17 protein-coding genes and 1 tRNA gene are annotated in these 21649 nt (G+C 69.7%); 7 read left to right on the top strand and 11 right to left on the bottom strand.

Annotated elements, in window-relative coordinates:
* Positions 1–4: 4 nt before the first annotated feature.
* A complete protein-coding gene (locus tag DKM19_RS38205) occupies positions 5–400 on the top strand; it encodes an OsmC family protein (protein ID WP_110702630.1) in 396 nt (131 codons plus the stop codon).
* 436 nt (positions 401–836) lie between these two features.
* Positions 837–910, top strand: a tRNA-Lys gene (locus DKM19_RS38200).
* A 20-nt stretch (positions 911–930) separates the two neighbouring features.
* Here the strand turns inward: DKM19_RS38200 and DKM19_RS38195 are convergent.
* Positions 931–1632, bottom strand: coding sequence for a M23 family metallopeptidase (locus DKM19_RS38195; RefSeq protein WP_110702629.1), 702 nt, complete (start codon positions 1630–1632; stop codon positions 931–933).
* Positions 1633–1833: 201 nt separating this feature from the next.
* Positions 1834–2478 (bottom strand): UbiX family flavin prenyltransferase, encoded by a 645-nt coding sequence (locus tag DKM19_RS38190; protein ID WP_110702628.1) that lies wholly within the window; start codon positions 2476–2478, stop codon positions 1834–1836.
* Positions 2479–2517: 39 nt separating this feature from the next.
* On the opposite strand from DKM19_RS38190, the gene DKM19_RS38185 reads away from it, so the two are divergent.
* Entirely contained in the window at positions 2518–3267 is a 750-nt protein-coding gene (locus tag DKM19_RS38185; protein WP_110702627.1) for a GntR family transcriptional regulator, read from the top strand.
* Here the strand turns inward: DKM19_RS38185 and DKM19_RS38180 are convergent.
* From DKM19_RS38180 to DKM19_RS38150, 7 genes are all read right to left on the bottom strand, one after another.
* Entirely contained in the window at positions 3197–4258 is a 1062-nt protein-coding gene (locus tag DKM19_RS38180) for an amidohydrolase family protein (RefSeq protein ID WP_110702626.1), read from the bottom strand. The genes DKM19_RS38185 and DKM19_RS38180 overlap by 71 nt on opposite strands.
* Positions 4255–5088, bottom strand: coding sequence for an alpha/beta fold hydrolase (locus DKM19_RS38175; RefSeq protein WP_110702625.1), 834 nt, complete (start codon positions 5086–5088; stop codon positions 4255–4257). The genes DKM19_RS38180 and DKM19_RS38175 overlap by 4 nt, the downstream gene beginning before the upstream one ends.
* A 74-nt stretch (positions 5089–5162) precedes the next feature.
* A complete protein-coding gene (locus tag DKM19_RS38170) occupies positions 5163–6137 on the bottom strand; it encodes a xanthine dehydrogenase family protein subunit M (RefSeq protein ID WP_110702624.1) in 975 nt (324 codons plus the stop codon).
* On the bottom strand, positions 6134–8731 hold the full coding sequence (locus tag DKM19_RS38165) for a xanthine dehydrogenase family protein molybdopterin-binding subunit (protein WP_110702623.1): 2598 nt from the start codon (positions 8729–8731) through the stop codon (positions 6134–6136). Before DKM19_RS38165 ends, DKM19_RS38170 begins: the two co-directional genes overlap by 4 nt.
* Positions 8731–9390 (bottom strand): (2Fe-2S)-binding protein, encoded by a 660-nt coding sequence (locus DKM19_RS38160; protein WP_110702622.1) that lies wholly within the window; start codon positions 9388–9390, stop codon positions 8731–8733. Before DKM19_RS38160 ends, DKM19_RS38165 begins: the two co-directional genes overlap by 1 nt.
* Positions 9391–9478: 88 nt before the next feature.
* Positions 9479–10936 (bottom strand): UbiD family decarboxylase, encoded by a 1458-nt coding sequence (locus DKM19_RS38155; protein WP_110702621.1) that lies wholly within the window; start codon positions 10934–10936, stop codon positions 9479–9481.
* A gap of 515 nt (positions 10937–11451) precedes the next feature.
* Positions 11452–12885, bottom strand: coding sequence for an aldehyde dehydrogenase (locus tag DKM19_RS38150; RefSeq protein WP_110702620.1), 1434 nt, complete (start codon positions 12883–12885; stop codon positions 11452–11454).
* 135 nt (positions 12886–13020) lie between these two features.
* On the opposite strand from DKM19_RS38150, the gene DKM19_RS38145 reads away from it, so the two are divergent.
* From DKM19_RS38145 to DKM19_RS38135, 3 genes are all read left to right on the top strand, one after another.
* The gene (locus DKM19_RS38145) at positions 13021–13599 is read left to right on the top strand and encodes a TetR family transcriptional regulator (RefSeq protein ID WP_110702619.1); all 579 of its coding nucleotides are present in this window, start codon (positions 13021–13023) and stop codon (positions 13597–13599) included.
* A 187-nt stretch (positions 13600–13786) separates the two neighbouring features.
* Positions 13787–15481 carry a hypothetical protein gene (locus tag DKM19_RS38140; protein ID WP_110702618.1) on the top strand — a complete coding sequence of 565 codons (1695 nt, stop codon included), beginning with the start codon at positions 13787–13789 and terminating at the stop codon, positions 15479–15481.
* A 197-nt stretch (positions 15482–15678) separates the two neighbouring features.
* Entirely contained in the window at positions 15679–18819 is a 3141-nt protein-coding gene (locus DKM19_RS38135) for a M14 family metallopeptidase (protein WP_110702617.1), read from the top strand.
* A gap of 106 nt (positions 18820–18925) precedes the next feature.
* Here DKM19_RS38135 and DKM19_RS38130 read toward each other — a convergent pair whose 3' ends face one another.
* Entirely contained in the window at positions 18926–19918 is a 993-nt protein-coding gene (locus DKM19_RS38130) for a hypothetical protein (protein WP_110702616.1), read from the bottom strand.
* On the bottom strand, positions 19912–20100 hold the full coding sequence (locus tag DKM19_RS38125) for a hypothetical protein (RefSeq protein ID WP_110702615.1): 189 nt from the start codon (positions 20098–20100) through the stop codon (positions 19912–19914). Before DKM19_RS38125 ends, DKM19_RS38130 begins: the two co-directional genes overlap by 7 nt.
* Before the next feature lie 515 nt (positions 20101–20615).
* Here DKM19_RS38125 and DKM19_RS38120 point away from each other — a divergent pair.
* Positions 20616–21476: a lytic polysaccharide monooxygenase gene (locus DKM19_RS38120; protein WP_110702614.1), complete on the top strand. Its 861-nt coding sequence runs from the start codon at positions 20616–20618 to the stop codon at positions 21474–21476.
* Positions 21477–21649 lie beyond the last annotated feature (173 nt).

Below are 21649 nucleotides of genomic sequence, written 5' to 3'. Positions count from 1 at the left end.
TGTCATGGCGTCGGTGAGAGTGGAGCGGACCGAGGACGGTTTTGTGGGCCGTAACGACCGTGGAGCCGAGGTCCTCATGGGGACCGGTGACGAGCAGGGCGTGTTCACGCCGGTGGAGCTGCTGCTCGTGGCGCTGGGAGGCTGCAACATCGTCACGGTGGAGCCGCTGACGGCCCAGCGCGGTCATCGGATGGTCCGCCTGGCGATGACCGTCCAGGCGGAGAAGGTCGAAACGTCGAAGCTCGGGCCGATCACCATCACCTATGACGTGGAGCTGCCGGAAGGCGACGAGAAGGCCGCGGAGGTCCTCCGCGCGGTGGCTCAGCGGGTGGAGGAGAAATACTGCACGGTGAGCCGGGCGCTGCGGGAGACGACCGAGGTCAATCTCGAGCTACCCTGAGCTTCCGGCCGCCGGGGACATCTGACGGTCTTGCCGGACCGGTTCGGTGATACCGGGCGAACCTTGGGTGTAGGCGCAAAATCAACCGTTGTATGGGCTGCTCGTTACATTTGGCTCGGTAATGTTGAGGCAGGTCAAGGGGGTCTGCGAAGCCCGGGGGGAGCATTGCAGAGACTTTTCACCGGATACAGGACGCGAGGGGGATCGCGTCCCTGAGCGGTGCCGCCGGAGTCTTGGGGGAGACGATGGAGAGGCCCGTGAAGAGGCCGGGGCCGGACAGTTGGGGGACTGTCCGGCCCCGAGTCCGTGTTCAAGGGATTACGTGAAGACGCCGGGGCCGGACAGTTGAGAGACTGTCCGGCCCCGAGTCCGTATCCGGGGGATTATCTGATGTGCGAGGGCACTGGCGCTGCTGCTAGAGTTTCCTTCGTTGCAAGCGCCGCTAGCTCAGTTGGTTAGAGCAGCTGACTCTTAATCAGCGGGTCCGGGGTTCGAGTCCCTGGCGGCGCACAACTCAAAGCCCAGGCCGGTTATCCGGTCTGGGCTTTGGTGATTCCCGGGTGATCGTCATTCGGCTCCGCGCGGGTTCGATCGTCATGACCCGCGAGATCCGGCTTGCCGCAGTTGTGGCTGGTGAGATCGAATCTCGCGTAGTAGGGCACCTCCTGGCCGTGCAGTACGGCGCGCACATCGTCACCGTCGAGGCGCTGTTCGTAGTGCAGGTGTGGGTTGCGCTGTCTGCCGCTTTTGCCCACCGTGCCGATCGGCCGGCCCATCTCGACCGACTGCCCGGCGCTGACCTGGACCTTGTCCAGATGGGCGTAGAGCGTGGACCAGCCGTCACCGTGCGAGATGATCACATAGTTGCCGTAGCCCTTGCGGGCGTACTTGACCGACACCGTGCCACCCCAGCTCGCGACCACGGGCCGGTGCCAGTCGTCATCTCCGGTGCCCTGGTTGAAGTCGACGGCGAACAGCGGTCTGTGCCCCGGCCTCGTCGCCGCCTGCCACGTCTCCCCGCAGGGAAACGGCATCTCGAAGCCGGGCCGTTCGGCGGGGGCGTCCCGATTCGCCTCGGCCGGAAGGCCGAGCCCGGACGGCTGCGCGACCTGCCGTCCGAGGCCGGGGTGCTCGCTCGTCTCCGGGGATGCCGTCCGTACGCCCGCCGGAGCCCCGGTGCCGCTGATCGCGGCGCTGAGTACCGCCGCCGCGGTGATGACCGCTGGTCGCATACCGGTTCCTCCTTGCCCGTGATGGATGATCGCCGCCCGTCCGCGTGGATGACGCAGAACCGGCTACTCAAAGTATTCGCCTCGCTGCGATCCGCTGCCGATCCGGGGTGGGTCAGGGCACCGTACGAGCCGAGGCGGCGCGTCGAAGGGCACCGGGTGAGAGATCGGAGCCGGTTCTTCCGTGAAGGTCACCGGCCCCGCTCAGGGTTCGGCCGTGCGACCTGACCCGAGCCGGCCGCTCCACCGCTCGGACAGCGTGTGCGGGACGCCGATCACGTCGAGGACCTTCCCGGCCACGAAGTCGATCAGTTGCTGGACGTCGCGCGCTCCCGCGTAGAAGCCCGGTGACGCGGGCAGGATCACCGCCCCCTCGCCCGCGAGGTTGGCCATCTGCTGCAGCGCGACGCGCCGCAGGGGCGTCTCGCGCGGTACGAGCACGAGCGGACGGCGTTCCTTCAGCGTGACGTCCGCCGCGCGCTGGATCAGATCCTTGCTCATGCCGGTCGCGACGCCGGCGACGACGGCGGTCGTCGCGGGCACGATGATCATCCCGCGGGTCGGGTACGTGCCGCTCGCCGGTCCCGCGGCGAAGTCGGCGGCCTTCCATACGATCATGTCGCCCGGGTTCCGCCCGAGGAACGCCTTCACGTCGGTCTGCCACCGCGCCTCCCGGAAGGACAGGCCGGTCTCGTCGAGCATCGTCAGGCGAGCGGCCTTGCTGACGACGAGGTCGATCGCCTCTCCCGCGTCGAGCAACGCCCGGAGGACCGCCGCCGCGTACGGTGTCCCGCTGGCTCCGGTGATTCCGACGACCCACGGCACCCGGGGTGTGATTTGGTGATTCATGACGGGACCCTTCAGGGAGCGACGGGGCGGTGAGCGGCAATGACGATCAAGAGGAATGACCAGGCCCTCCGGCCACGGGCCGGATCGTCGCCGACCGCGGGCGAACGCGAGATCCTGAGGGTGCTCGGGCGGGCCGAGGACGTCGGCAGCGTCGGCGCGCAGATCCTCGTCTCGGTCGGCACCGCGATCGTCGAAGGCCGGCTGAAGCCCGGAGACGATCTCAACTCGGTCGAGCTCGCACGACGGTTCAACAGCAGCCGCACCCCCGTCCGCGAGGCGCTCATGACCCTCGAACGCGAGGGCCTGGTCGAGATCGCGGCCCGCAGGCGGCCCCGGGTGCGTCGCCTGGAGATCGCCGAGGTCCGTGAGATATACGAGCTGCGATCGGAGTTGTACGGCCTGGTGAGCCGGCGGATCGTCGCCCGGTGCACGGCGGGGGACCTCGAGGTGCTCGGCCGGATCCAGAGCCGGCTTGAGGAGGCCGCGGCCTCCGGGGACCTGGACCGATACTTCTGGCTCGTCGTCGAGTTCCGCAACGCGGAGGCACGGCTCGCCGGGAACGAGACCGTCCGCAACGTCCTCGACTCCCTCGGCATCCGCACCCTCCAGCTGCGCCATTTCAGCCTCTCCCTGCCCGGAAGGATCGACAGGTCGGTCGACGACCACCGCCGGCTGGTCCGGGCGTACGCCGAGGGAGAGGCCGAGCTGGCGGCCGCCCTCACGCGGTCCATCGTTCGCCGGGGACTCGCCGCGGTGGAGCGCTCCGGGTGGACCGGTTCGCCAGGCTGACCCCGCCGAACGGGCCGGCCCCGCCGAGGATGGTCTCGCGCTCCGATCGGTCAGGCTCCGCGGCGTCGAGTGCCTCGACCGGGTGATCGAGGCCCATCGCGAACGGATAGTCGCTCCCCAGCAGGACATGCCCGGCGCCCGCGAAGTTCACGAGGTGGCGCAGGGCGCCGGCGTCGTGCAGCACCGAGTCGAAGTAGAGCTGGTCCAGGAGTTGGCGGGGACCGCGGGTGCCGCGCGGGCGAATCGCCGGCGGGGCCGCGACGAACCCCCGGTCGAGCCTGCCGATCTGGTACGGGATGAAACCTCCCCCGTGGACCAGCAGCACGCGCAGGCGCGGATGGCGTTCCAGGACCCCTCCGAGCAGGAGGGCCGCCGCCGCGAACGTCGTCTCCGACGGATTGCCGACGAGGTTGTAGAGGAACAGACGCCTGATGCGCTCGGGCACGTCGAGCCCGGCGGGGTGCACGATCACCGGGATGTCGAACCCCTCGACGGCATCCCAGAAGACCTCCAGGCTGCTGTCGTCGAGCCCCAGATCGTTGACGCGCGCGCCGATCTGCACCGCCTCGTGGCCGAGGTCGGTGACGGCCCGGCGCAGCTCGCGCACGGCCAGGTCGGGCTGCTGCAACGGCACCGCCGCGGCCGCCCGGAACCGGTCGGGATGGGCCGCCGCCAGCGCGGACACGGAGTCGTTCTGGATGCCGGCGAGCCATCGTCCGGACGGGCCGTCGAGATCGTAGCCCGACAGGTCCATCCACGACGAGACCAGCTGGACGTCGATCCCCTCGGCATCCATCCAGGACAGCCGGGCCCGCACGTCGCCGAGCCGGGAGAACAGCGGCTGCCCGCTCAGCCGCCCGGCCACCTCGATCCGGGTGTCCGCCTCATGGGTGACGAGCCGGACGCCGTGATCGGCGCCCTCGTCGCGTATGCGCTCGATGGCGTCCGCGCCCACGTGGTGGGCGTGGACGTCGACGGTTCCGGTGCTCATGAGTGGCTCCTCTCGGCCGCCCGTTCCAGCAGATCTGTCAGCGCACCGACCACGGCCCCGGGATTCTCCAGGGGGGTGAGGTGCCTGGTGTGGGGCACGACGACGGCGGCGCCGTCCCCGATGCGTTCCGCGAGGTCCTTCGCCATCGCCGGTGGCGTCGCCTGATCGTCCTCCCCGACCAGGACGGCCGCGGGGTGGGCGATCGTGGACGCGGCCCGCCGCAGGTCCGCGGCGCCGAGCATCTTGCACGCCGCGTCGTAGCAGTCGAGGTCGTTGGCGACGAAGATGTCGGCCAGCCGGCTCATCAGCTCCGGATTGGCCTCGCGGAACGTGTCCCCGAACCAGCGGGCCAGCTGGGAGGGGACCAGCGACCGCAGATCCTTCTCCCGCGCCGCCACGACGCGGGTGGCCCAGTTCTGCGCGGCGGCGGCGCCGTACCACGCCGTCGTGTCCACGAACAGCGCCGCACACGTACGACCACGGTGCCGGGAGGCGAAGGCCTGCGCGACGCAGCCGCCCATCGAGCACCCGACGACGGCGGCGTCCGCCCAGCCGAGGTGGTCGAGCAGGTCGGCGAGGTCGTCGGCGAACTGCGCGGTCGTGTACGGTCCGCGGGGACGGCCCGACCGTCCGTGCCCGCGGCAGTCGTAGGCGACCATGTCGGCACGCCCGTCGAGCGCCTCGGTCACACGGGACCACAGTGACCGGTCCAGGGCCAGACTGTGCACGAAGACGATCCGAGGGGTCCCCTTCCCGGCCGGATACCTCGTGAACGACAGCGTGACGCCGTCCCGCGTGCGTGCCTCACCGTGAATCGCTTCCGTGGTCATGTGCTCTTTCCTCCGGAATACCTCGTGAACGACAGCGTGACGCCGTCCCGTATGCGTGCCTCACCGTGGATCGCTCATGTGCTCTCTCCTCCCGAACGCGGTGTCCCTTCGGCGCGGCGAACCGCCCTGGTCATGGCGCGGCGCGCGAACTCGGCGATCATGCGTGACTTGTACTCCGCGGAGCCCTTGACGTCGCCGTACGGGTGGGTGGAGGCCGCCGCGCGCCGGGCGACCTCGTCGATGAGCGCACCGCCGGCCACCGCACCCCGCAGGTCGGCCGGATCGACCACGACCGGCCCGCCCGTCACCGATCCGACGGCGAGCGAGAGCCGCCGCGCCGCTCCGGCGTCGTCGAGCCGGACGACCGCCCCCACGTTCACGCAGGCGTACTCCCACACGCCGCGCGACAGGAACTTCTCGTACGCCGAGCCGGCACGACCCGAGGGGATCGGGAGCCGGACCTCCTGGATGAGCTCGTCCCCGCCCAGGTCGTTCACCTCCCCGATGCGGAGGGTCCTCGTCGAGGAGACGCTCCGCACCGTCAGGACGGCGCCCGCGGCGGCGAGCGCCACGGGAAGATCGTGACTGTCGTCGCCGGCGGCGACGTTTCCGCCGAGCGTGACCAGCCTCCGGATCCGGCCCGTCGCCACCGAGCCGGCCGCCTCCGTCACGATCGGCCACGTCCGGGCGAGCCGGTCGTCGGCCTCGATCTCGCCGAGCCGGACGCCGGCGCCGATCGTGACGTGCTCGCCGGACCACGAGATCGTACGGAGCTCGGTAAGCGAACCGACCGAGACCAGCGAGGTCGCGTCGCGCTCGGAGGGCGAATCGGACGAGGTCGCGTCGCTTTCGTGAGATGCGCCGGACGAGGCCGGGTCGCGGCGATGCCGGTCGTGGCGGCGCAGCGTGTGCCCCACACCCCCGCCGAGCACGGCCGCGCCCTCGGCGGCGAGCAGGTGGAGCGCCTCGTCGAGGGAGCGCGGCGTCAGCAGGGCCACCGGATCGGGGGAGACCCCGGGGGACGGAAGGCCACGGTCGAGGATCGTCATCGCCGATCACCGTCCCGCCGGTCCGTGCGGAACGGAGGGTCCGGCGGCCTCCCCCGGCCGTGAGCGGATCGAAGGCCCCGGATTTCCTCGCGTGGGTGGTCTCGGTCTTCTCGTTCGTGAGCGGACCGACCGTCCCGGACGTCCTCGTTCGTCGGCGGGCTGAACGCCCCTGGCGGATCTCCTTGTCCGTGAGCGGCCTGGATGCCCCAGAAGATCTTCTCGGCGGTGATCGGGAGCTCGTGGACGCGCACCCCCACGGCGTCGGCCACGGCGCTCGCCACGATCGACGCGACCGGGTCCAGGGCGATCTCGCCGACGCCCTTCGCGCCGAACGGTCCCGTCGGCTCGTACGAGTCGGCGAACTCGACGTGGAGCCTCGGCATGATCTGCGAGGTCGGCAGCTTGTAGTCGACGAAGTTCGGGCGCGTCGGCGCGCCGCCGGCCCAGTCGAAGCGTTCGGTGAGAGCCATCCCGATTCCCTGGGCGATCGCGCCCTCGACCTGACCCTCGGCGAGGGGCGGGTTGAGGACGGTCCCGCAGTCGACCACCGCGGCGAGCTCCAGCACGGTCACGGCGCCGGTGGCGGGATCGACCTCGACCTCGGCGGCCTCGGCGGCGAAGTTGTAGGCACCGGACTCGTTGCCGTACCTGACCCCGTCGGGAAACTCCGACGGGTTGTCGAACGAGCCGAGGCCGATGATCGGTTCGCCGTTCGGCCGGTAGAGCTCGGCGCGCACGACCACCCCGACCGGTAGCCGGACGGGTCCGTCCTCGCCCGGCGCGGGCGGAGCGTGCACGAGGCCGTCCTCGACCCGGAGCTCCGACACCGGCCGCCCGAGCTGTCGCGACGCGGCGGCCAGCAGCCGCTCGCACGCCTGCGCGGCGGCGCGCTTCACCGCGTTGCCGGCGACGTACGTCACGCGGCTCGCCAGTGCGCCCAGCGCGTGCGTCGTCAGGTCGGTGTCGGGGCGCGTGACCGTGACGTCCGCGACCGCGAGCCCGAGCTCCGCGGCCGCGATCTGCGCGAGGGTGGTGCGCGCTCCCGTGCCGATCTCGCCCTCACCGGTGATGACGACGGCGCGCCCGTCCTCGGTCAGCCGGACGATCGCCGAGCTTCCGTCGTAGTCACCGAAACTGCGCCGGCCGGAGACGTGGACGCTGACCCCCATCGCGAGGCCGCGGTGGGGCGTGGGGTTGGACCGTTTCTCGTACCAGCCGATCGCCGTGGCCGCCTTGCGGATGCACTGCTTGAGCTCGCAGCTGCCGATCCTGTGGTTGTGGAGGGAGACGCCGCCCTCCTCGACGGCGTTGAGCAGGAGCAGGTCGGGCATCTCGATGCCGAGCCTGGCCGCCGCGAGGTCCCACGCCTGGCCGACGGCCCAGTCCGCTGAGGGGTTGCCGAAGCCCCGGAACGCGCCCGTGGGAACGAGGTTGGTGTAGACCAGCCGCGAGCGCGCCCGCACCGCGCGGTAGGCGAAGAGCGCGTCGTGCCGTACGGTCGCCGCGCCGAGGACGGCCTGCGACTTGCCGGTGTAGGCGCCGTTGTCGGCGATGAGGTCGATGTCCTTCGCGGTCACCAGACCGTCCGAGGTGAACCCGAGACGGACCCGGCAGCGCATCGGCGTGCGGGGACGGCTCGCGAGAAACTCCTCCTCGCGGGTGTTGAGGAGCTGTACCGGGCGGCCCGCCCTCCTCGCCAGGATCGCGCAGATCACCGAGGTGTTGTCGTCGCCCGACTTGCCGCCGAAGCCTCCGCCGACCTCGGTCTGGATGACGCGCACGCTGCGCGACGGCAGGCCGAGCGCGGTCGCGTAGCGCCGGCGGGCGAGGAACGGCGTCTGGGTGTTCACCCACAGGGTGACCCGGTCCCGCGACCATTCGGCGGTGCAGCCGATCGTCTCGATCGATCCGTGCCACTGGCGAGCGCTCTGCCAGACGCCCTCGACGATCACGTCGCTGCGCTCGAACCACTCGTCGGCTCCGCCCCGGTCGAACGCGAACTCGTGCGCGACGTTGCCCGGCGCGTCGTCGTGGACGAGCGGCGCGCCCTCGGCGAGCGCCTCGTCCAGGCCGAGTACGGCGGGCAGCACCTCGTACTCCACGGAGATGAGTTCGGCCGCGCGCCGGGCGGTCTCGGCATCGGTCGCCGCGACGGCCGCGACCTCGTCGCCGACGTAGCGGACCCGGTCGATCGCCAGCGGGTAGAGGTCCGGGCGGAACGCCCCCCACCTGATCCGCGCGGTGTCGGCGCCCGTGATGACGGCGTGGACGCCGGGCAGGCGCTCGGCGCGCGAGGTGTCGATCCGCACGACCCGGGCACTCGCGTGCGGCGAACGGAGCACGGCCCCGTGAAGCATCCGGGGCAGCCGCACGTCACCGGCGTAGACGGCCTCGCCGGAGACCTTCTCCGCCGCGTCGATCCGCTCGACCGCGCTTCCGATCAACGGCGGCAGGACACGTCCGGACGGCAGATCGGTGGCGGGAAGCTCCCTGGCCGGTGTCAGCACCTCGCGGGCGACGTCGACCGGCATCGGAGCCCTCTCCCTGAGGCCGGCCGTCGTCGGCACCCGCCCCCGGTTGAGATCGGCCGTCATTAACGCCTCCCCTCGGGGGACGTCGCCGCTCCGGCCCGCGCCCCCTGGGACGTTCTCACTCCGGTCCGTGCCCTCTCCTTCCGGGGCGTCGCGGCTCCGGTCTGTGTCTTCTGGGGCGTTCCCGCTCCGGTTGGTGCCTTCTCCTTCCGGGACGTCGCCGCTTCGGCTCGCGAGTTCCGGACGGTTGCGGCCTTCTGGAGTGCCACGGCCTCCCGCGCCGCGTCGAGGATCTTCACGTATCCGGTGCAGCGGCAGTAGTTGCCGTCGACGGTCTGCCGGATCCGTTCGTCGTCAGGTTCCGGCTCCTCGTCGAGCAGCGCCCGGAGCGCCATCACGTGGCCCGGAGTGCAGAAGCCGCACTGCAGGCCCGCACACTTCACGAACGCGGCCTGGACCGGGTCGAGACCTTCCGGGCCGCTCAGGTCCTCGATCGTCCGCACCTCACGGCCTTCGAGCAGGCCGACCATCCGCAGGCAGGCCGGGACGGCCTCACCGTCGACGATGACCGTGCAGGCCCCGCAGTAGCCGATGGCGCAGCCCGACTTCGTACCCGTGAGGCCGAGGTCGTCGCGCAGCACGTCGAGCAGCGTCGAGGCCGGATCCCGGACGTGGATCTCCACGTCCTCGTGATTGAGCCTGAAGCGCAGGCAGACCGTCATGATCTCGCTCTCCGCATCCTCATCGGTTCGGGCCGTCGGGTGGCGTCGCCGGCCGGGGGGCGTACGGAACGTGACCTGGGGTTCGCCGTCATCGGGAGCCGCCGAGCAGGTCGGGCCAGCGCCGGACGACGCGGTCGACCAGGTCCCGGCCCGCCTCGGCCACGCGGGGGAAATCCGGCAGGCGGGTCCAGGGGCGGCACGCGTCGATCACGGCACGCGTGTTGAACGGCGGGAGGCCGGGCGCGCGGAGCGGGTCGACCCGGCTGCCCCACGTCCGGCGCATGATCTCGATGTCCTCGGCCGGATCGGCGCGGGTGCAGACGGCCCACATCACGTCGTTGAGGCTGCGGAAGTCGATGTCGGCGTCCACGACGACCACGAACTTGTTCATGTAGGCGGCGGACGGCAGTTGCGAGGTGAGGTACGCGGCCTGGCGCGCGTGGCCCGCGTACTGCTGGTGGATGGCCACCGCGAGCAGCTGGCGGCCGCCTCCGGCCTCGTGCGCCCACACCCCCTCCACACCCGGCAGCCCCGACCTGACGAGCGCGTCCTGGATCATCGCCGACTTCATCACGCTGCGCATGTAGGAGTAGTCGTGCGGCGGCTTGCCGGGAGGGGCGCCGAGCTGTATCGGATCATCGCGGTGGTACAGCCGCTCGACGTCCATGGTGAGCACCGCCTCGGTCCCGCCGCTGTAGTAGCCGGTCCACTCCCCGAAGGGACCCTCCGGCTCCCGCCGGTCCGGATACAGCCAGCCCTCGACCGCGAGCTCGCCGCGCGCGGGGATCGGCAGCCCGGTCACCTCGCCGCGGATCACCTCGAACGGCCGCCCCATCACCGCACCGGCGTACTCGAGCTCCGACAGGCCGGTCGGCACCTCGGTGCCGGCGACGACGAGCAGCAGCGGATCGTGCCCGAACGACGCGGTGACGGGAGCGCGCCCCTCCCTGGCGAACCAGTCCCGGAGGTGCGCGGCCCCGTGCTTGCCCGCCTCGATGTTGACGCTCGCGGCCCGCCCGTCGCTCTGCACCTGCATCCGGTAGGTGCCCGCGTTGAGCGTTCCGGTGGCCGGGTCGGTCGTGAACACGGCGCACCCGGTGCCGACGTAGCGGCCGCCGTCCGCCTCGTGCCATTTCGGTACGGGGAAGTCGAGCAGGTTCGCGTCACCCGCGACGAGGACGTTCTCGCAGATCGGGCCGGAACCGACCTCCCGGACGGGGTATCCGGCCGCGTTCGCCACCCATTCGTTCGGGCGGGTGCGCAGCGCCTCGACCAGCCCGCGGTCGTCGAGCGAGGTGCCCAGCCGGAGGGTCATGCCCAGCCTGCGGGCATTCGCCATACTGGCCGTGAGGACACGCTGTCCCCGTTTGTAGCCCACGATGTCGTCGAACAGCAGGGCCGGCGGTGACGGGCGCCTGTAGTTCACCTCGGAAGCGGCGCCGATCTCCTCGTCCCAGTGGGCGCCGGTGACGGTCCTGACTTCGCCGAGTTCGCCCGCGAGGTCGAGCCAGCTGCGAAGGTCGTTGACCTCTTCAAGGGATGCCACATCCCTTACCCCCTCTTACCTCCTCATCGTTTCGGGACCGTCCGGCCCCGTGCCGGCCTCACGTGCGGAAGGGGCTCACAGGCGCCTCATCGGGATGCATTCACTGTGATCCACCGCAAAGTGTCGACACTTCCATTGAAACAGCACTTGATTTCGATGTCCAGAAATGGTAGGCAAAGGTCGGATCTGTATCGGATGGCGATCCTCCCAATCCTGGTCAGGATCGGTATGGCCGGGTGATTCTCCCGGGAAGCGGGTGGCGCTGATCGCCGCGATCGCCCTAAAAGTGTCGACACTTTAAAGGGAGTGCATCGAGTCTTGATCTCCATCGTCCGCCTTCGGGCGTGCCGGTGGTCCGCTTGCGTGAGAGCCGTCGGGCATCTCGTTCGATCCTCGGGGCATGCGGGCAGCCCGCTTACGTGAAGGCCGCGGGCCATCTCGTCCGATCCCCGGGCGTGCCGATGGCCCACTTGTCGAAGGCCGCCGGCCACCCCGTTACTGGCCGTGATCTTCCCTCAGACCGCGATCGTCTTGTGCTCGACGTACTGGGCCAGGCCCACGGCCCCGAACTCGCGGCCGATGCCGCTGGCCTTGTAGCCCCCGAAGGGCCCCTCGAATCCGGGATCGGCGTTGTTCACCGTGCAGAAACCGGCGCGGATGCGGCGGGCGACCTCCAGGCCGTGCTCGGGGTCGGTGGTCCACACTCCGCCGCCGAGGCCGTACGGGGAGTCGTTGGCGATCCGTACCGCGTCCTCCTCGTCCTCGAAGGGGATGACGACGAGCACCGGCCCGAAGATCTCCTCCTGAGCGATGCGCATGGCGTTGTCGACGTCGGCGAACAGCGTGGGCCGCACGTAGAAGCCCCCCTCCAGTCCCTCCGGGACGTCGGAGCCGCCGGTGACGAGGCGGGCGCCTTCCTTGACGCCGAGCTCGATGTAGGACCGGACCCGCTCCTGCTGGTCGGCCCTGACCATCGGCCCGACGAACGTCGACGCGTCCGAGGGATCTCCCACCTTGAGTCCCTCGACCATGGTCTTCAACGCCGCGACGACCTCGTCGTAACGGCTCCGCGGGGCGAGGATGCGGGTGTGGGCGACGCAGCTCTCCCCGTTGTTGGCGAAAGACGCCCATTTCAGTCCCTCGACCACCGCAGGGAGATCCGCGTCCTCAAGGATGATCGAGGCGGACTTGCCACCCAGCTCCAGGCTCACTCGCTTGAGCTGCTGCCCCGCGAGCGACGCGATGCGGCGCCCGACGGCCGTCGACCCGGTGAAGGCGATCTTGTCGACGCCGGGGTGTGACACGAGATACTCGCTGGTCTCCCGGTCCGCGGGCAGGATGCTGACCACGCCGTCGGGGAACCCCGCCTCGGCGAAGATCTCACCCAGCACCAGCGCGTCCAGCGCGGTCTCGGGCGACGCCTTGAGGACGACGGTGCAGCCCGCGAGCAGCGCCGGGACCATCTTCACCAGGGCCGACTGGTGCGGGGCGTTCCACGGAATGACCGCGGCGACCACGCCGACCGGTTCGCGGCGCACCACGGTGCCGGACGCACCGGAGGGGTCCAGGCGTTCCTCCCATCCGAAGGACTCGGCGGCCCGCAGATAGGCGGCGGTCTGCTCGGCGAGAGCGGTGTGCGTCCAGCGGGTGAACCAGATCGCGGAGCCGTTCTCCGAGGTGACCAGGGCGGCGAGTTCCTCGGTCCGCGCCGCGTGCAGTTCGCCGAACCGGGCGATGACGGCCTGGCGCTCGCCCGGGGTCATCCTGGGCCAGGGCCCGCGGTCGAAGGCCTCCCTGGCGGCGGCGACCGCCCGGTCGACGTCGGCGGGGGAGGCCTGGGCGGCACGCCCGACCAGTGACCGGTCGTGGGGCGAGCGGATGTCGAGCAACTCGGTCGTGGCGGGCTCGGCCCACCGGCCGCCGATGAAGAGCCTGTCGTAGACGATCACTGTGGTTCTCTCTCTGCTTGCCCGGTCGATCTCTGTCGACCCGAATTAACTGACTGGTTGGTTGCAACGTTTCTCATGGAACACCCCCGCGTGGTTCGTGTCAACTGACCGGTTGGTTGCGAGTAGGGTGGGGAGATGGCACGGGACGCGGATCGGACCAGGAAGCGACTACTGGAGGCCGCGGGCGTGGAGTTCTCCGCGCTGGGCATCGCGGGAGCCCGGGTGGATCGCATCGCCGAGGCCGCCGGATGCAACAAGGCGATGATCTACGCCTACTTCGGAAACAAGGATCAGCTGTTCGACGCGGTCTTCAGCGCGCACGTCGCGGCCTTCATCGACGAGGTACCGTTCGACGCCCCCGACCTGCCGGGTTACGCCGGACGGCTGTTCGATCGCTACGAGGATCATCCCGAGACCCTGCGCCTGGCCACCTGGTATCGGCTGGAGCGACCGCGGGGAGCCTCCCTGCAGGCCGTCGTCTCGTCCAACCAGGGGAAACTGGAGAAGCTGGAGCACGCCCAGCGAGAGGGCGTTCTGCCGGGCCACTACACCCCGGTCGAGCTCCTGACGCTGGTCCTGTCGATATCCACGGCCTGGGCGTCGATGACCCCCGAACTGGGGGTGAACGCCCCGGTTGATCGCGACCGCCGCAGATATACGGTCGTGGACGCCGTACGCCGGTTGCTCGCCAATGGCGAATCCGGCAGCCGCTGAAGAAATTGTTTTCGCGTTCTTTTCAGCGGCTGGAGTCCGATCGGCGGGGCGGGACCGCTTGTTCCGCTGTGTCCGCCTGTACGGCGGTGCCGCACTAAGATCACGTCCCGTGCTTTCGGATGGTTTCTGGCGAATTATCAGGACCGGATTAGTAGGCCTGATTCTTGCGGCGGCGATCGCGGGCCTGGTGCTCGACGACGCCTGGCTCTGGGTGGCCGTCGAATGGTCGCCGCCGGCCTATGTGGAGTTCTACGCGCCCGACGGGTTCGACACCCTGACGACTGTGGCGCTGCTCGTGGCCGCCCTGGTGAAGGTCGCGCTCCTGTGGCTGATCCTGCGTGCCCCCGCGCCGGGACCGCTGGACCGCCGGGCGAAGGCGCTGCGCCGACTGCTGTATCTGGCGGTGGCGTACACCCTCGTGCTGTGGTACCCGATCGCGCTGCTCCCCGACGCGGTCGACGCGGCATTGCAGCTCGCGCTGTGGGCCGCGATCGACATCCTCTACCTGCTCGTCATCCGCTGGCGGTCCCGCATGCTGCGCGCGGCGGCCGGAGCGATGTTCGCGGTCGGGCTGGCCGGGATGGCCGGCGAACTGCTCGACGAACTCGACCTCGCAGAGCTTGGATCGGGCGGCATCGTCGCACTGGGCTTGATGCTGGCCGGGGTGGCGGCGACCATCATCACGATCGTCGGGCAGCGGCGCGACGGCCGGTGGAGCCGCGGCACGCAGGTCGCCGGGTGGTTGTCGGTGAGCGTCTACGCGCTGGTGATCCCGCTCGACATTCTCCTCGGATGGATCTCCAGCGGCAGTCTGGCGATACTGGTCATGATGGACGCGGTGGGGCTCATCAACCTCGTGTGGCTCGCGGCGACCGCCCGTGAACTGCCCACCGAGGACCGCCCGGCGGACCTTCCGCCCGCCCGGCGGCGCGTGACCCGCGTCGCGGTGGCGGCCGTGGCCGTACTGCCGATCATCGCACTCATCCACCCGGAGCAGACCCCGCACCTCACCTACACCGGCTGGTCGATGGACTGCTACGACCGGCCCAGCTTCGGTGACCTGAAACCCGCGGAACGCGACGCCGCGTTCCTGTGCCGGGCGCGGAGCACAGATGGCGGTGTCCCGCCCATGTTCCCGGACAGCCTGTCGGACCAGCAGATCCTTGCGTCCGGGCGGGCGCTGTGTCGTACGAAGGACCGCGAGGAGCAGGAGGCGATCCTGACGCGGGCCGGGAGCGCGCGGCCCGCCTGGGGCGCGGACCCGTGGGACCTCGTCTACGTCTGTCCGGAGATCGTCGGCGCGACCCATCCCGAGCTGCTGCGGTCGGCCACGGAGACGAAGGCGGCGAACACCGCCTACATCGCCGAGAAGAACGCGCAGTGCCGCGACCCGTGGCCCCGGACGAAGGGTGTCGTCCAGGCCACGGCCAACTACTTCCTTTTCGCCGACGGCGATCACGGCTATCTGGTCCACGACCCCGAGGCCGAAGTGACCGAGGAGGCGTCGGAGCAGGCGATCGACAAGATGTACGACGACGGCACCCTCATCGGGGTGACCCGCACCTCGGTGCTCATCGGGCACGTCGAGGACGTCATCGATCTGTGCCTCACGGTGAAGGCCTTCCGCACCGCGCCGCCGCAGCGGACGGCCGGGTGGCAGCAGGTCAACGAGGTACCGATCGTCAGCCGCAGCGGCCGGCTCACCGTGCCGGAGATGGACGGCGGGGATGTCGGCGCGGGTGCCCCGATGCCGAACCTGGCGATCGCGGGGAAGGGCCGCTACCGGCTCCGTATCTACGTACGAGTCGGCGATGCGGGGGAGGAGCACCTGGTCGTCGTGTTCCCGGGCGCGTCGAGGAAGAGGTTCACGCTGAAGCCGTGAGCGGTGGCGGAGCCGGTTTCGGTCCGTTCTCAGGCGACGCACGCCTGCACGTCCGGCAGCAGTCGTGAAGACCCAAAGGTCGCTCTGACCACATGTGGCCACGGCGTGACAGCAGCGACGATTGGCGTTGACACCGATCAGGCAGCCGCGCAGATTTCGGACGTTCCTGTTTTTCGGGGGACTAGGCGGAGGTTGCAATGAAACGTGCGAGATGGGCCATTCTCGCTATCACGGCACTGGTATTGGGCACGATCGTGGCTCCCCCCGCGGCGGCGGTGCCGAGCCCGCCGGGCGGGAATGACGGCGTACACGTCTACACCGGTGAGCTCACGTCGCAGCAGATGGACACCCTGCTGAAGTCGGGCGTCGACCGGGAGGAGATGCGGCTCGGCAAGTCCGCCGACGGCAAGAAGGTCGTGGTCGAGGCGATCCTCGGCGAGGCCCAGGCCGAGGAGCTCCGCAAGGCCGGCCTCGGCCTGAAGGAACAACCGCTCGCCGCCGACAAGGACAAGAGGGTCGCGGCCAAGGGGGACGGCGTCTACAAGCCGTACAGCGGCGCGGGCGGGATCCGCGAGCAGATCGTCAAGGCGGCGAACGGCAAGCCGGGCATCGCGAAGGTCGTGGACATCGGCACGACCGTCGGCGGTCAGCCCCTCACTGCGATCAAGGTCACCAAGGACGCCCGGCAGCTCAGGGACGGGACGCGCAAGGCGGTGCTCTACATGGCCGCCCAGCACGCCCGCGAGTGGATCACCCCGGAGATGACCCGCAGGCTCCTGCTCCACTTCCTCAACGGCTACGGCACCAACCCCGAGATCACCCAGCTGGTGAACACGACCGAGCTGTGGTTCATCCCCGTGTCCAACCCTGACGGCTACGACCACACCTTCACCGGGGACAACCGGCTCTGGCGCAAGAACATGCGCGACAACAACGGCGACGGTCAGATCACCTCCGGCGACGGCGTCGACCTGAACCGTAACTTCGAGCACAAGTGGGGCTACGACAACGAGGGCTCCTCGGACAACCCGGCGAGCGAGACCTACCGCGGGGCGAGCCCCCAGTCGGAGCCCGAGACCAGGGCGGTCGACAACCTCGCCAAGAAGGTGAAGTTCACCTACCTGCTCAACTACCACTCGGCCGCCCAGCTCCTGCTCTACGGCGTCGGCTGGCAGCAGGCGACCCCTTCTCCCGACGATCTGATCTTCGAGGCGCTGCTCGGCGACGACGCGACGCCCGCCGTACCCGGTTATGACCCCGACATCTCGGCCGAGCTCTACACCACCAACGGTGAGACCGACGGCCACATGAGCAAGAAGTACGGCACCCTGGCGATCACTCCGGAGATGGGCACCTGCGAGTCCGCGGTGGCGAGCGTCCCGGACGACGAGTGGACGCAGGCCGACTGCGCGGGCGGCTCGGGCTTCACCTTCCCCGACAGCGAGGCGCTGATCCAGGCGGAGTTCGCCAAGAACATCCCGCTCGCGATCGACCTGGCCAAGTCGGTGAAGACCCCCGAGAACCCGGTCTCCCCGGTGGGCCGTACCGTCCCCGATTTCAAACCCGACACCTTCACCGTCTCCTACGGTGACCCGCAGCCGGTGGCCGTGGTCGCCCGGCGGTCCCTGTCGACCAAGCAGATGCGCTTCCGTATCAACGGGGGTCCCGTACGGCTCCGCGGGCTCACCGAGTGGAACGGCGGCGAGCGCTACGGCGACGAGAACGACGAGTACTTCGCCGAGTACCGCGCCAAGGTGGAGGGCGCCAGGCCGGGGGACAGGGTCGAGGTCTGGTTCGCCGGGTTCAAGAGCGGCACCGGCACCGTGGAGAGCAAGCACTTCACGTACAAACTGGAGAAGAAGTCCAACGCCAAGGTGCTGGTGGTCGCGAACGAGGACTACACGGGCTTCAACCCCGACTACCCGGCGTCGGTGACCGCGCCGAAGTACGCCGCGCAGTACAGGCAGGCGCTGCAGAGCGCCGGCTACTCCTCCGAGACGTGGGACGTCGACGCCCAGGGCGTGCCGCACCACCTCGGGGTGCTCGGCCACTTCAAGGCGGTGGCCTGGTATCTCGGTGACGACCGGCTCGCGATGGACGCGCAGGACGTGGTCACCCAGACCCCCTTCGGCCCGCTGCCGGACATGGACGTCAAGCGGTCGCAGCAGGACCTGACCATCGCGGTCCGCGACTATCTCAACGAGGGCGGCAAGCTGCTGCACACCGGGGAGACCGCCGCGTACTACGGTTTCTTCGGCACCTCGCTCGGCGGCATCTACTACGGCCTGGACGGCGCGCCGGACGCCGACTGCGTCATCACCAGCCAGGACGGCTTCTTCGAGGAGTGCCTGATCCTCGCCGACGACTTCGCCCAGTACTATCTCGGCGTCAACGGCCGCAACCCGCGCAGCGGGCCGACCGGATTCGCCGGCACCGGCACCGGGCTGAACGGCGCGAGCGGGACCTTCGGCGGCCCGGCGACCGTCGCCAACCCGCTGGACGAGGCCGGAAGCCTCCAGGTGACCAGCGACACCCTGCCACCGGCGAGATTCCCGCAGTTCAAGAGCTCGGCCTCGGCCACCTACGTCGGAGGGAACGGGCCGTTCGACCCGGTCGAGGGCAACTGGTACGTCGCCGGAGGGCACACCGACGACGCCTACATGAGGCTGACGCGTACGGTCGACCTGGCCGCGGTGCCCGCCGCCCAGCGGCCCAGGCTGGAATTCCAGCTCTCCTATGACACCGAGGAGGGATACGACAACGTCATCGTCGAGGCGCACACGGCCGGCCAGGACAACTGGACGACGCTGCCCGACCTGAACGGCGGGACCGGCACCACGGTTCCGGCCGAGTGCGAGGCCGGGTTCCTGCTGGAGGAGCACCCGTGGCTGCTGCACTACCTGACGCCGGGCGCCACCTGCGCGGCGACCGGAACCAGTGGTTCGTGGAACAGCTTCACCGGTAACTCCGGCGGCTGGCAGCAGGTGGCCTTCGACCTGTCCGCGTACGCGGGCCAGCGGGTCGAGGTGTCGATCAGCTACGTGACCGACCCTGGCACCGGCGGCGTCGGCGCGTTCGTCGACGACACCAGGGTCACCACCACCGGCGGCGCGCCCGATGCGGAGGGCTTCGAATCCGGCCTCGGCGTCTGGGCGATCCCCGGACCGCCCACGGGCAGCCCGGCGGGCGCCGGTGACTTCGCCAGGGCGCAGGCCGACAAGACGGCCGCCGTGTCGACGAAGGACAGCGTGTTCCTCGGCTTCGGCCTGGAACAGGTGGCCAGTGCGGCCGAGCGGGCCGCGACCATCAAGAAGATCATGAAGCATCTGATCGGTTAGATCCCGTACCCGATCGGCTGAACCCGTCACGGAGGCCGGGCGTCACACCCATGGCGCCCGGCCTTCCCGGCTCGCACCGTTCGAATTTAGCGCTCGGCATAGCAGTTCACCTTCGGTGTCCGCGGCGTAGTCGCCATGTCGCCATGTCGCCGTAGCGGCGCGCGACCTCGTGGAACGCCTCCTTGGGGGCGCGTGTGCCGTCGCCGCTCACCGCCAGAATCCCGAAGCCGGCCTTGTCGAGATCGAGACGGGGATCGTCGTGACGCGGGAAGCCGGGCATGGCGAAGGTGAACACGAAGCAGCCGTGCACTCCTTCCGCGTTGTACTGGTCGATGAGTTCACCGAGGTAACGGGCCTGGACCGCCTCGTCGCGGGGGTGGTCGCCGGGGATGTGTGGCGGTTCGGCGAACCAGTTGACGATCTGAAAGGAACCGGCTCCCCGCTGGTCGGCTCCGGTGAAGGCACCACACCCGAACTCGGTGATGACGACGGGCTTGTCGTGGTCGCGAACCAGGCCGCGCAGGCGGTCCTCGTAGGCGGCGTGATTGCGCCGGGAGCGGTAGAGGCTGACACCGACCACGTCGAACAGCGACCAGTCGACGTTCTCCCATCCCGCCATGGCATAGGTCAGCGGCCCATGGAAACGGCGGCGCGCGGTGGTCACGGCGGCGGTGAGCAGCCGTTGGAGCCGCCGGTCGATCCGGCGCCGCAGCACGCGGTGGAACCGCAGGATGAGCTTCAGGCGCAGGAACGATCGAGGTCCGGGGACGATGCCGGGCGCGGTGTGGGAGAACTCGCTGCCGACCAAGAGCGTCACCCGGTCCGGGTACTCGCGGCGAAGCCCTTCGGCCGCCTCGGCGACGGCGTCCAGATGCTCCAGCAGCCTGGGCTGACGCAGCTCGGGAACGTGGGGCCGGATGTAGACGTCGAGACCGGTGTTCAGGGCGGTGTGGGCGGCATCGATCAACCGTCCCCTGTCGCTGCCGATGAGCATCACGGTGGTGCAGTGCAGGTCCCGGGCGATGACCTCCAGGTCCCGCCGCACCTCATCGGTGCTCGTCTCACTGATGAGGTAAGAGATGCCGCGGACGGTCAGCATGCGCTCGGCTCCCGTCGGTTCAGGCGGCAGGCGGCCACGAGGAGAAGGACGGCGACATCGCCGAGTATCACGGCGTTGACCGCGTATTTTACCGTGCCGTTGACGTCGCCGAGCGGTTCGACCAGAAAGGACAGCCTGGCGCGGGCGACGAAGGTACTGCCCACCGCGGCCGCGCCGACCACCGAGCAGCCCGTCGGCCAACCCGGACGGGCAGGGCGGTGGGGTGCTGCGGAGGGCCGCGCCGGATGCGGCGAAGGCCAGCTCGGACGTGACCACGATCGCCGGGGAGCAGGACGCCGGCGCGAACACCGCAGAGGGCGCACCCGCGTCGGCGAACGAGGAAGTTGACACCCAGTGACTGGGCTGATCACGTAGGGGTCCCCGTAGCTTTGGCCGGAAATCCACCAGATATGCCTCTGGCCTGCCATAGACAACAGGGATCAGGTCCGGCCCATCAGCCTGAGACCTCTGCATAAGCGCAGGTGAAAGGCATATCCGTTGGATCCCGCGCCATTACTACCGGGACCCCGGCGGAGGGCGACGCCATGCCTCTCGGGGCCTGGATCCGAATATGTCTCGGTATGTATGGCCTCAGCGAGCGAATTCTTAGTAAGGTTTCCTATTAATAACGTGCTATCCGTCGGCCGTTGGACAGTACCACCTCCCTTTCCCCCCATCAGGAGGAGTCCACGTGCACATGCGACACAAGGTGGCCGCCACGGCCGCCACGCTCATGGTCGGGTCATTGCTGGCTCTGCTGCCGTCCACTCCGGCGATCTCTCACGGAACCCTGTCGAATCCCCCCAGCCGCGTCTACGTCTGCAAGAACGAGAACCCGGAGAACCCCACGTCGGCGGCCTGCAAGGCGGCTGTCGCGGCCGGTGGCACCCAGGCGTTCTACGACTGGAACGAGGTGTCCCGGCTCGATGCGGGCGGGCAGCACCGCCAGATCATCCCGGACGGCAAGCTGTGCAGTGCCGGGCGGGACAAGTATCGCGGGCTCGACCTCGCCAGGACCGACTGGCCCGCCACGCGGATCTCCCCGGGACCGCTGACGGTGACCTACCACGCGACCGCACCCCACGCGAACAGCAACTTCGAGTTCTACATCACGAAGCAGAGCTGGAACCCGAGCCAGCCGCTGCGCTGGTCGGACCTGGAGCTCATCAAGACCTTCAACAACCAGAACCCCACCACGTTCACCAACTGGACGATCAACATCCCGCAGCGGAGCGGGCGCCAGCTCATCTACTCGATCTGGCAGCGCATAGTGGGCAGCACGGAGGCCTTCTACACCTGCTCAGACGTGGACTTCGGCGGCGGCACCACCAACCCCAACCCGACTCCGACGCCCACCCCCACCGTGACGCCGACCCCCAGGCCGACCCCGACGCCCACCCCGACGGCCCAGCCGGGCGGGACCTGGAAGGCGGGCACCGCTTATACGGCCGGCTCGCAGGTGACCTACGGCGGCCTGACCTACCGATGCCTGCAGCCGCACACCGCGATAACGGGCTGGGAGCCGCCGAACGTCCCCGCGTTGTGGCAGCGCGTCTGACCCGGCGGGAGCAGACGCGTCCGATCCGGTGGGAGCGGCGCGTCTGAACCGGCGGAACCAAGCGTGACCGGTCCGGCGGGAGCATGTGCGTTCGATCCAGTGAGAGCGAGCGCATCCGATCCGGCGGGAGCGGCGCGTCTGATCCGGCAGGGCCGGGGCGGTCACCACCGCCC

The organism is Streptosporangium sp. 'caverna' (genome assembly GCF_003203775.1).
Taxonomy (GTDB): domain Bacteria; phylum Actinomycetota; class Actinomycetes; order Streptosporangiales; family Streptosporangiaceae; genus Streptosporangium; species Streptosporangium subroseum.
This window is presented reverse-complemented; position numbering and strand designations above follow the sequence as displayed.

What these genes read in the sequence shown, in the direction of transcription:
- DKM19_RS38130 (WP_110702616.1), bottom strand. Translation starts at nt 19,918, where the DNA reads ATGCTGACCGTCCGCGGCATCTCTTACCTCATCAGTGAGACGAGCACC.
- DKM19_RS38205 (WP_110702630.1), top strand. Translation starts at nt 5, where the DNA reads ATGGCGTCGGTGAGAGTGGAGCGGACCGAGGACGGTTTTGTGGGCCGT.
- DKM19_RS38185 (WP_110702627.1), top strand. Translation starts at nt 2,518, where the DNA reads ATGACGATCAAGAGGAATGACCAGGCCCTCCGGCCACGGGCCGGATCG.
- DKM19_RS38175 (WP_110702625.1), bottom strand. Translation starts at nt 5,088, where the DNA reads ATGACCACGGAAGCGATTCACGGTGAGGCACGCACGCGGGACGGCGTC.
- DKM19_RS38145 (WP_110702619.1), top strand. Translation starts at nt 13,021, where the DNA reads ATGGCACGGGACGCGGATCGGACCAGGAAGCGACTACTGGAGGCCGCG.
- DKM19_RS38120 (WP_110702614.1), top strand. Translation starts at nt 20,616, where the DNA reads ATGCGACACAAGGTGGCCGCCACGGCCGCCACGCTCATGGTCGGGTCA.
- DKM19_RS38165 (WP_110702623.1), bottom strand. Translation starts at nt 8,731, where the DNA reads ATGACGGCCGATCTCAACCGGGGGCGGGTGCCGACGACGGCCGGCCTC.
- DKM19_RS38190 (WP_110702628.1), bottom strand. Translation starts at nt 2,478, where the DNA reads ATGAATCACCAAATCACACCCCGGGTGCCGTGGGTCGTCGGAATCACC.
- DKM19_RS38160 (WP_110702622.1), bottom strand. Translation starts at nt 9,390, where the DNA reads ATGACGGTCTGCCTGCGCTTCAGGCTCAATCACGAGGACGTGGAGATC.
- DKM19_RS38180 (WP_110702626.1), bottom strand. Translation starts at nt 4,258, where the DNA reads ATGAGCACCGGAACCGTCGACGTCCACGCCCACCACGTGGGCGCGGAC.
- DKM19_RS38135 (WP_110702617.1), top strand. Translation starts at nt 15,679, where the DNA reads ATGAAACGTGCGAGATGGGCCATTCTCGCTATCACGGCACTGGTATTG.
- DKM19_RS38170 (WP_110702624.1), bottom strand. Translation starts at nt 6,137, where the DNA reads ATGACGATCCTCGACCGTGGCCTTCCGTCCCCCGGGGTCTCCCCCGAT.
- DKM19_RS38195 (WP_110702629.1), bottom strand. Translation starts at nt 1,632, where the DNA reads ATGCGACCAGCGGTCATCACCGCGGCGGCGGTACTCAGCGCCGCGATC.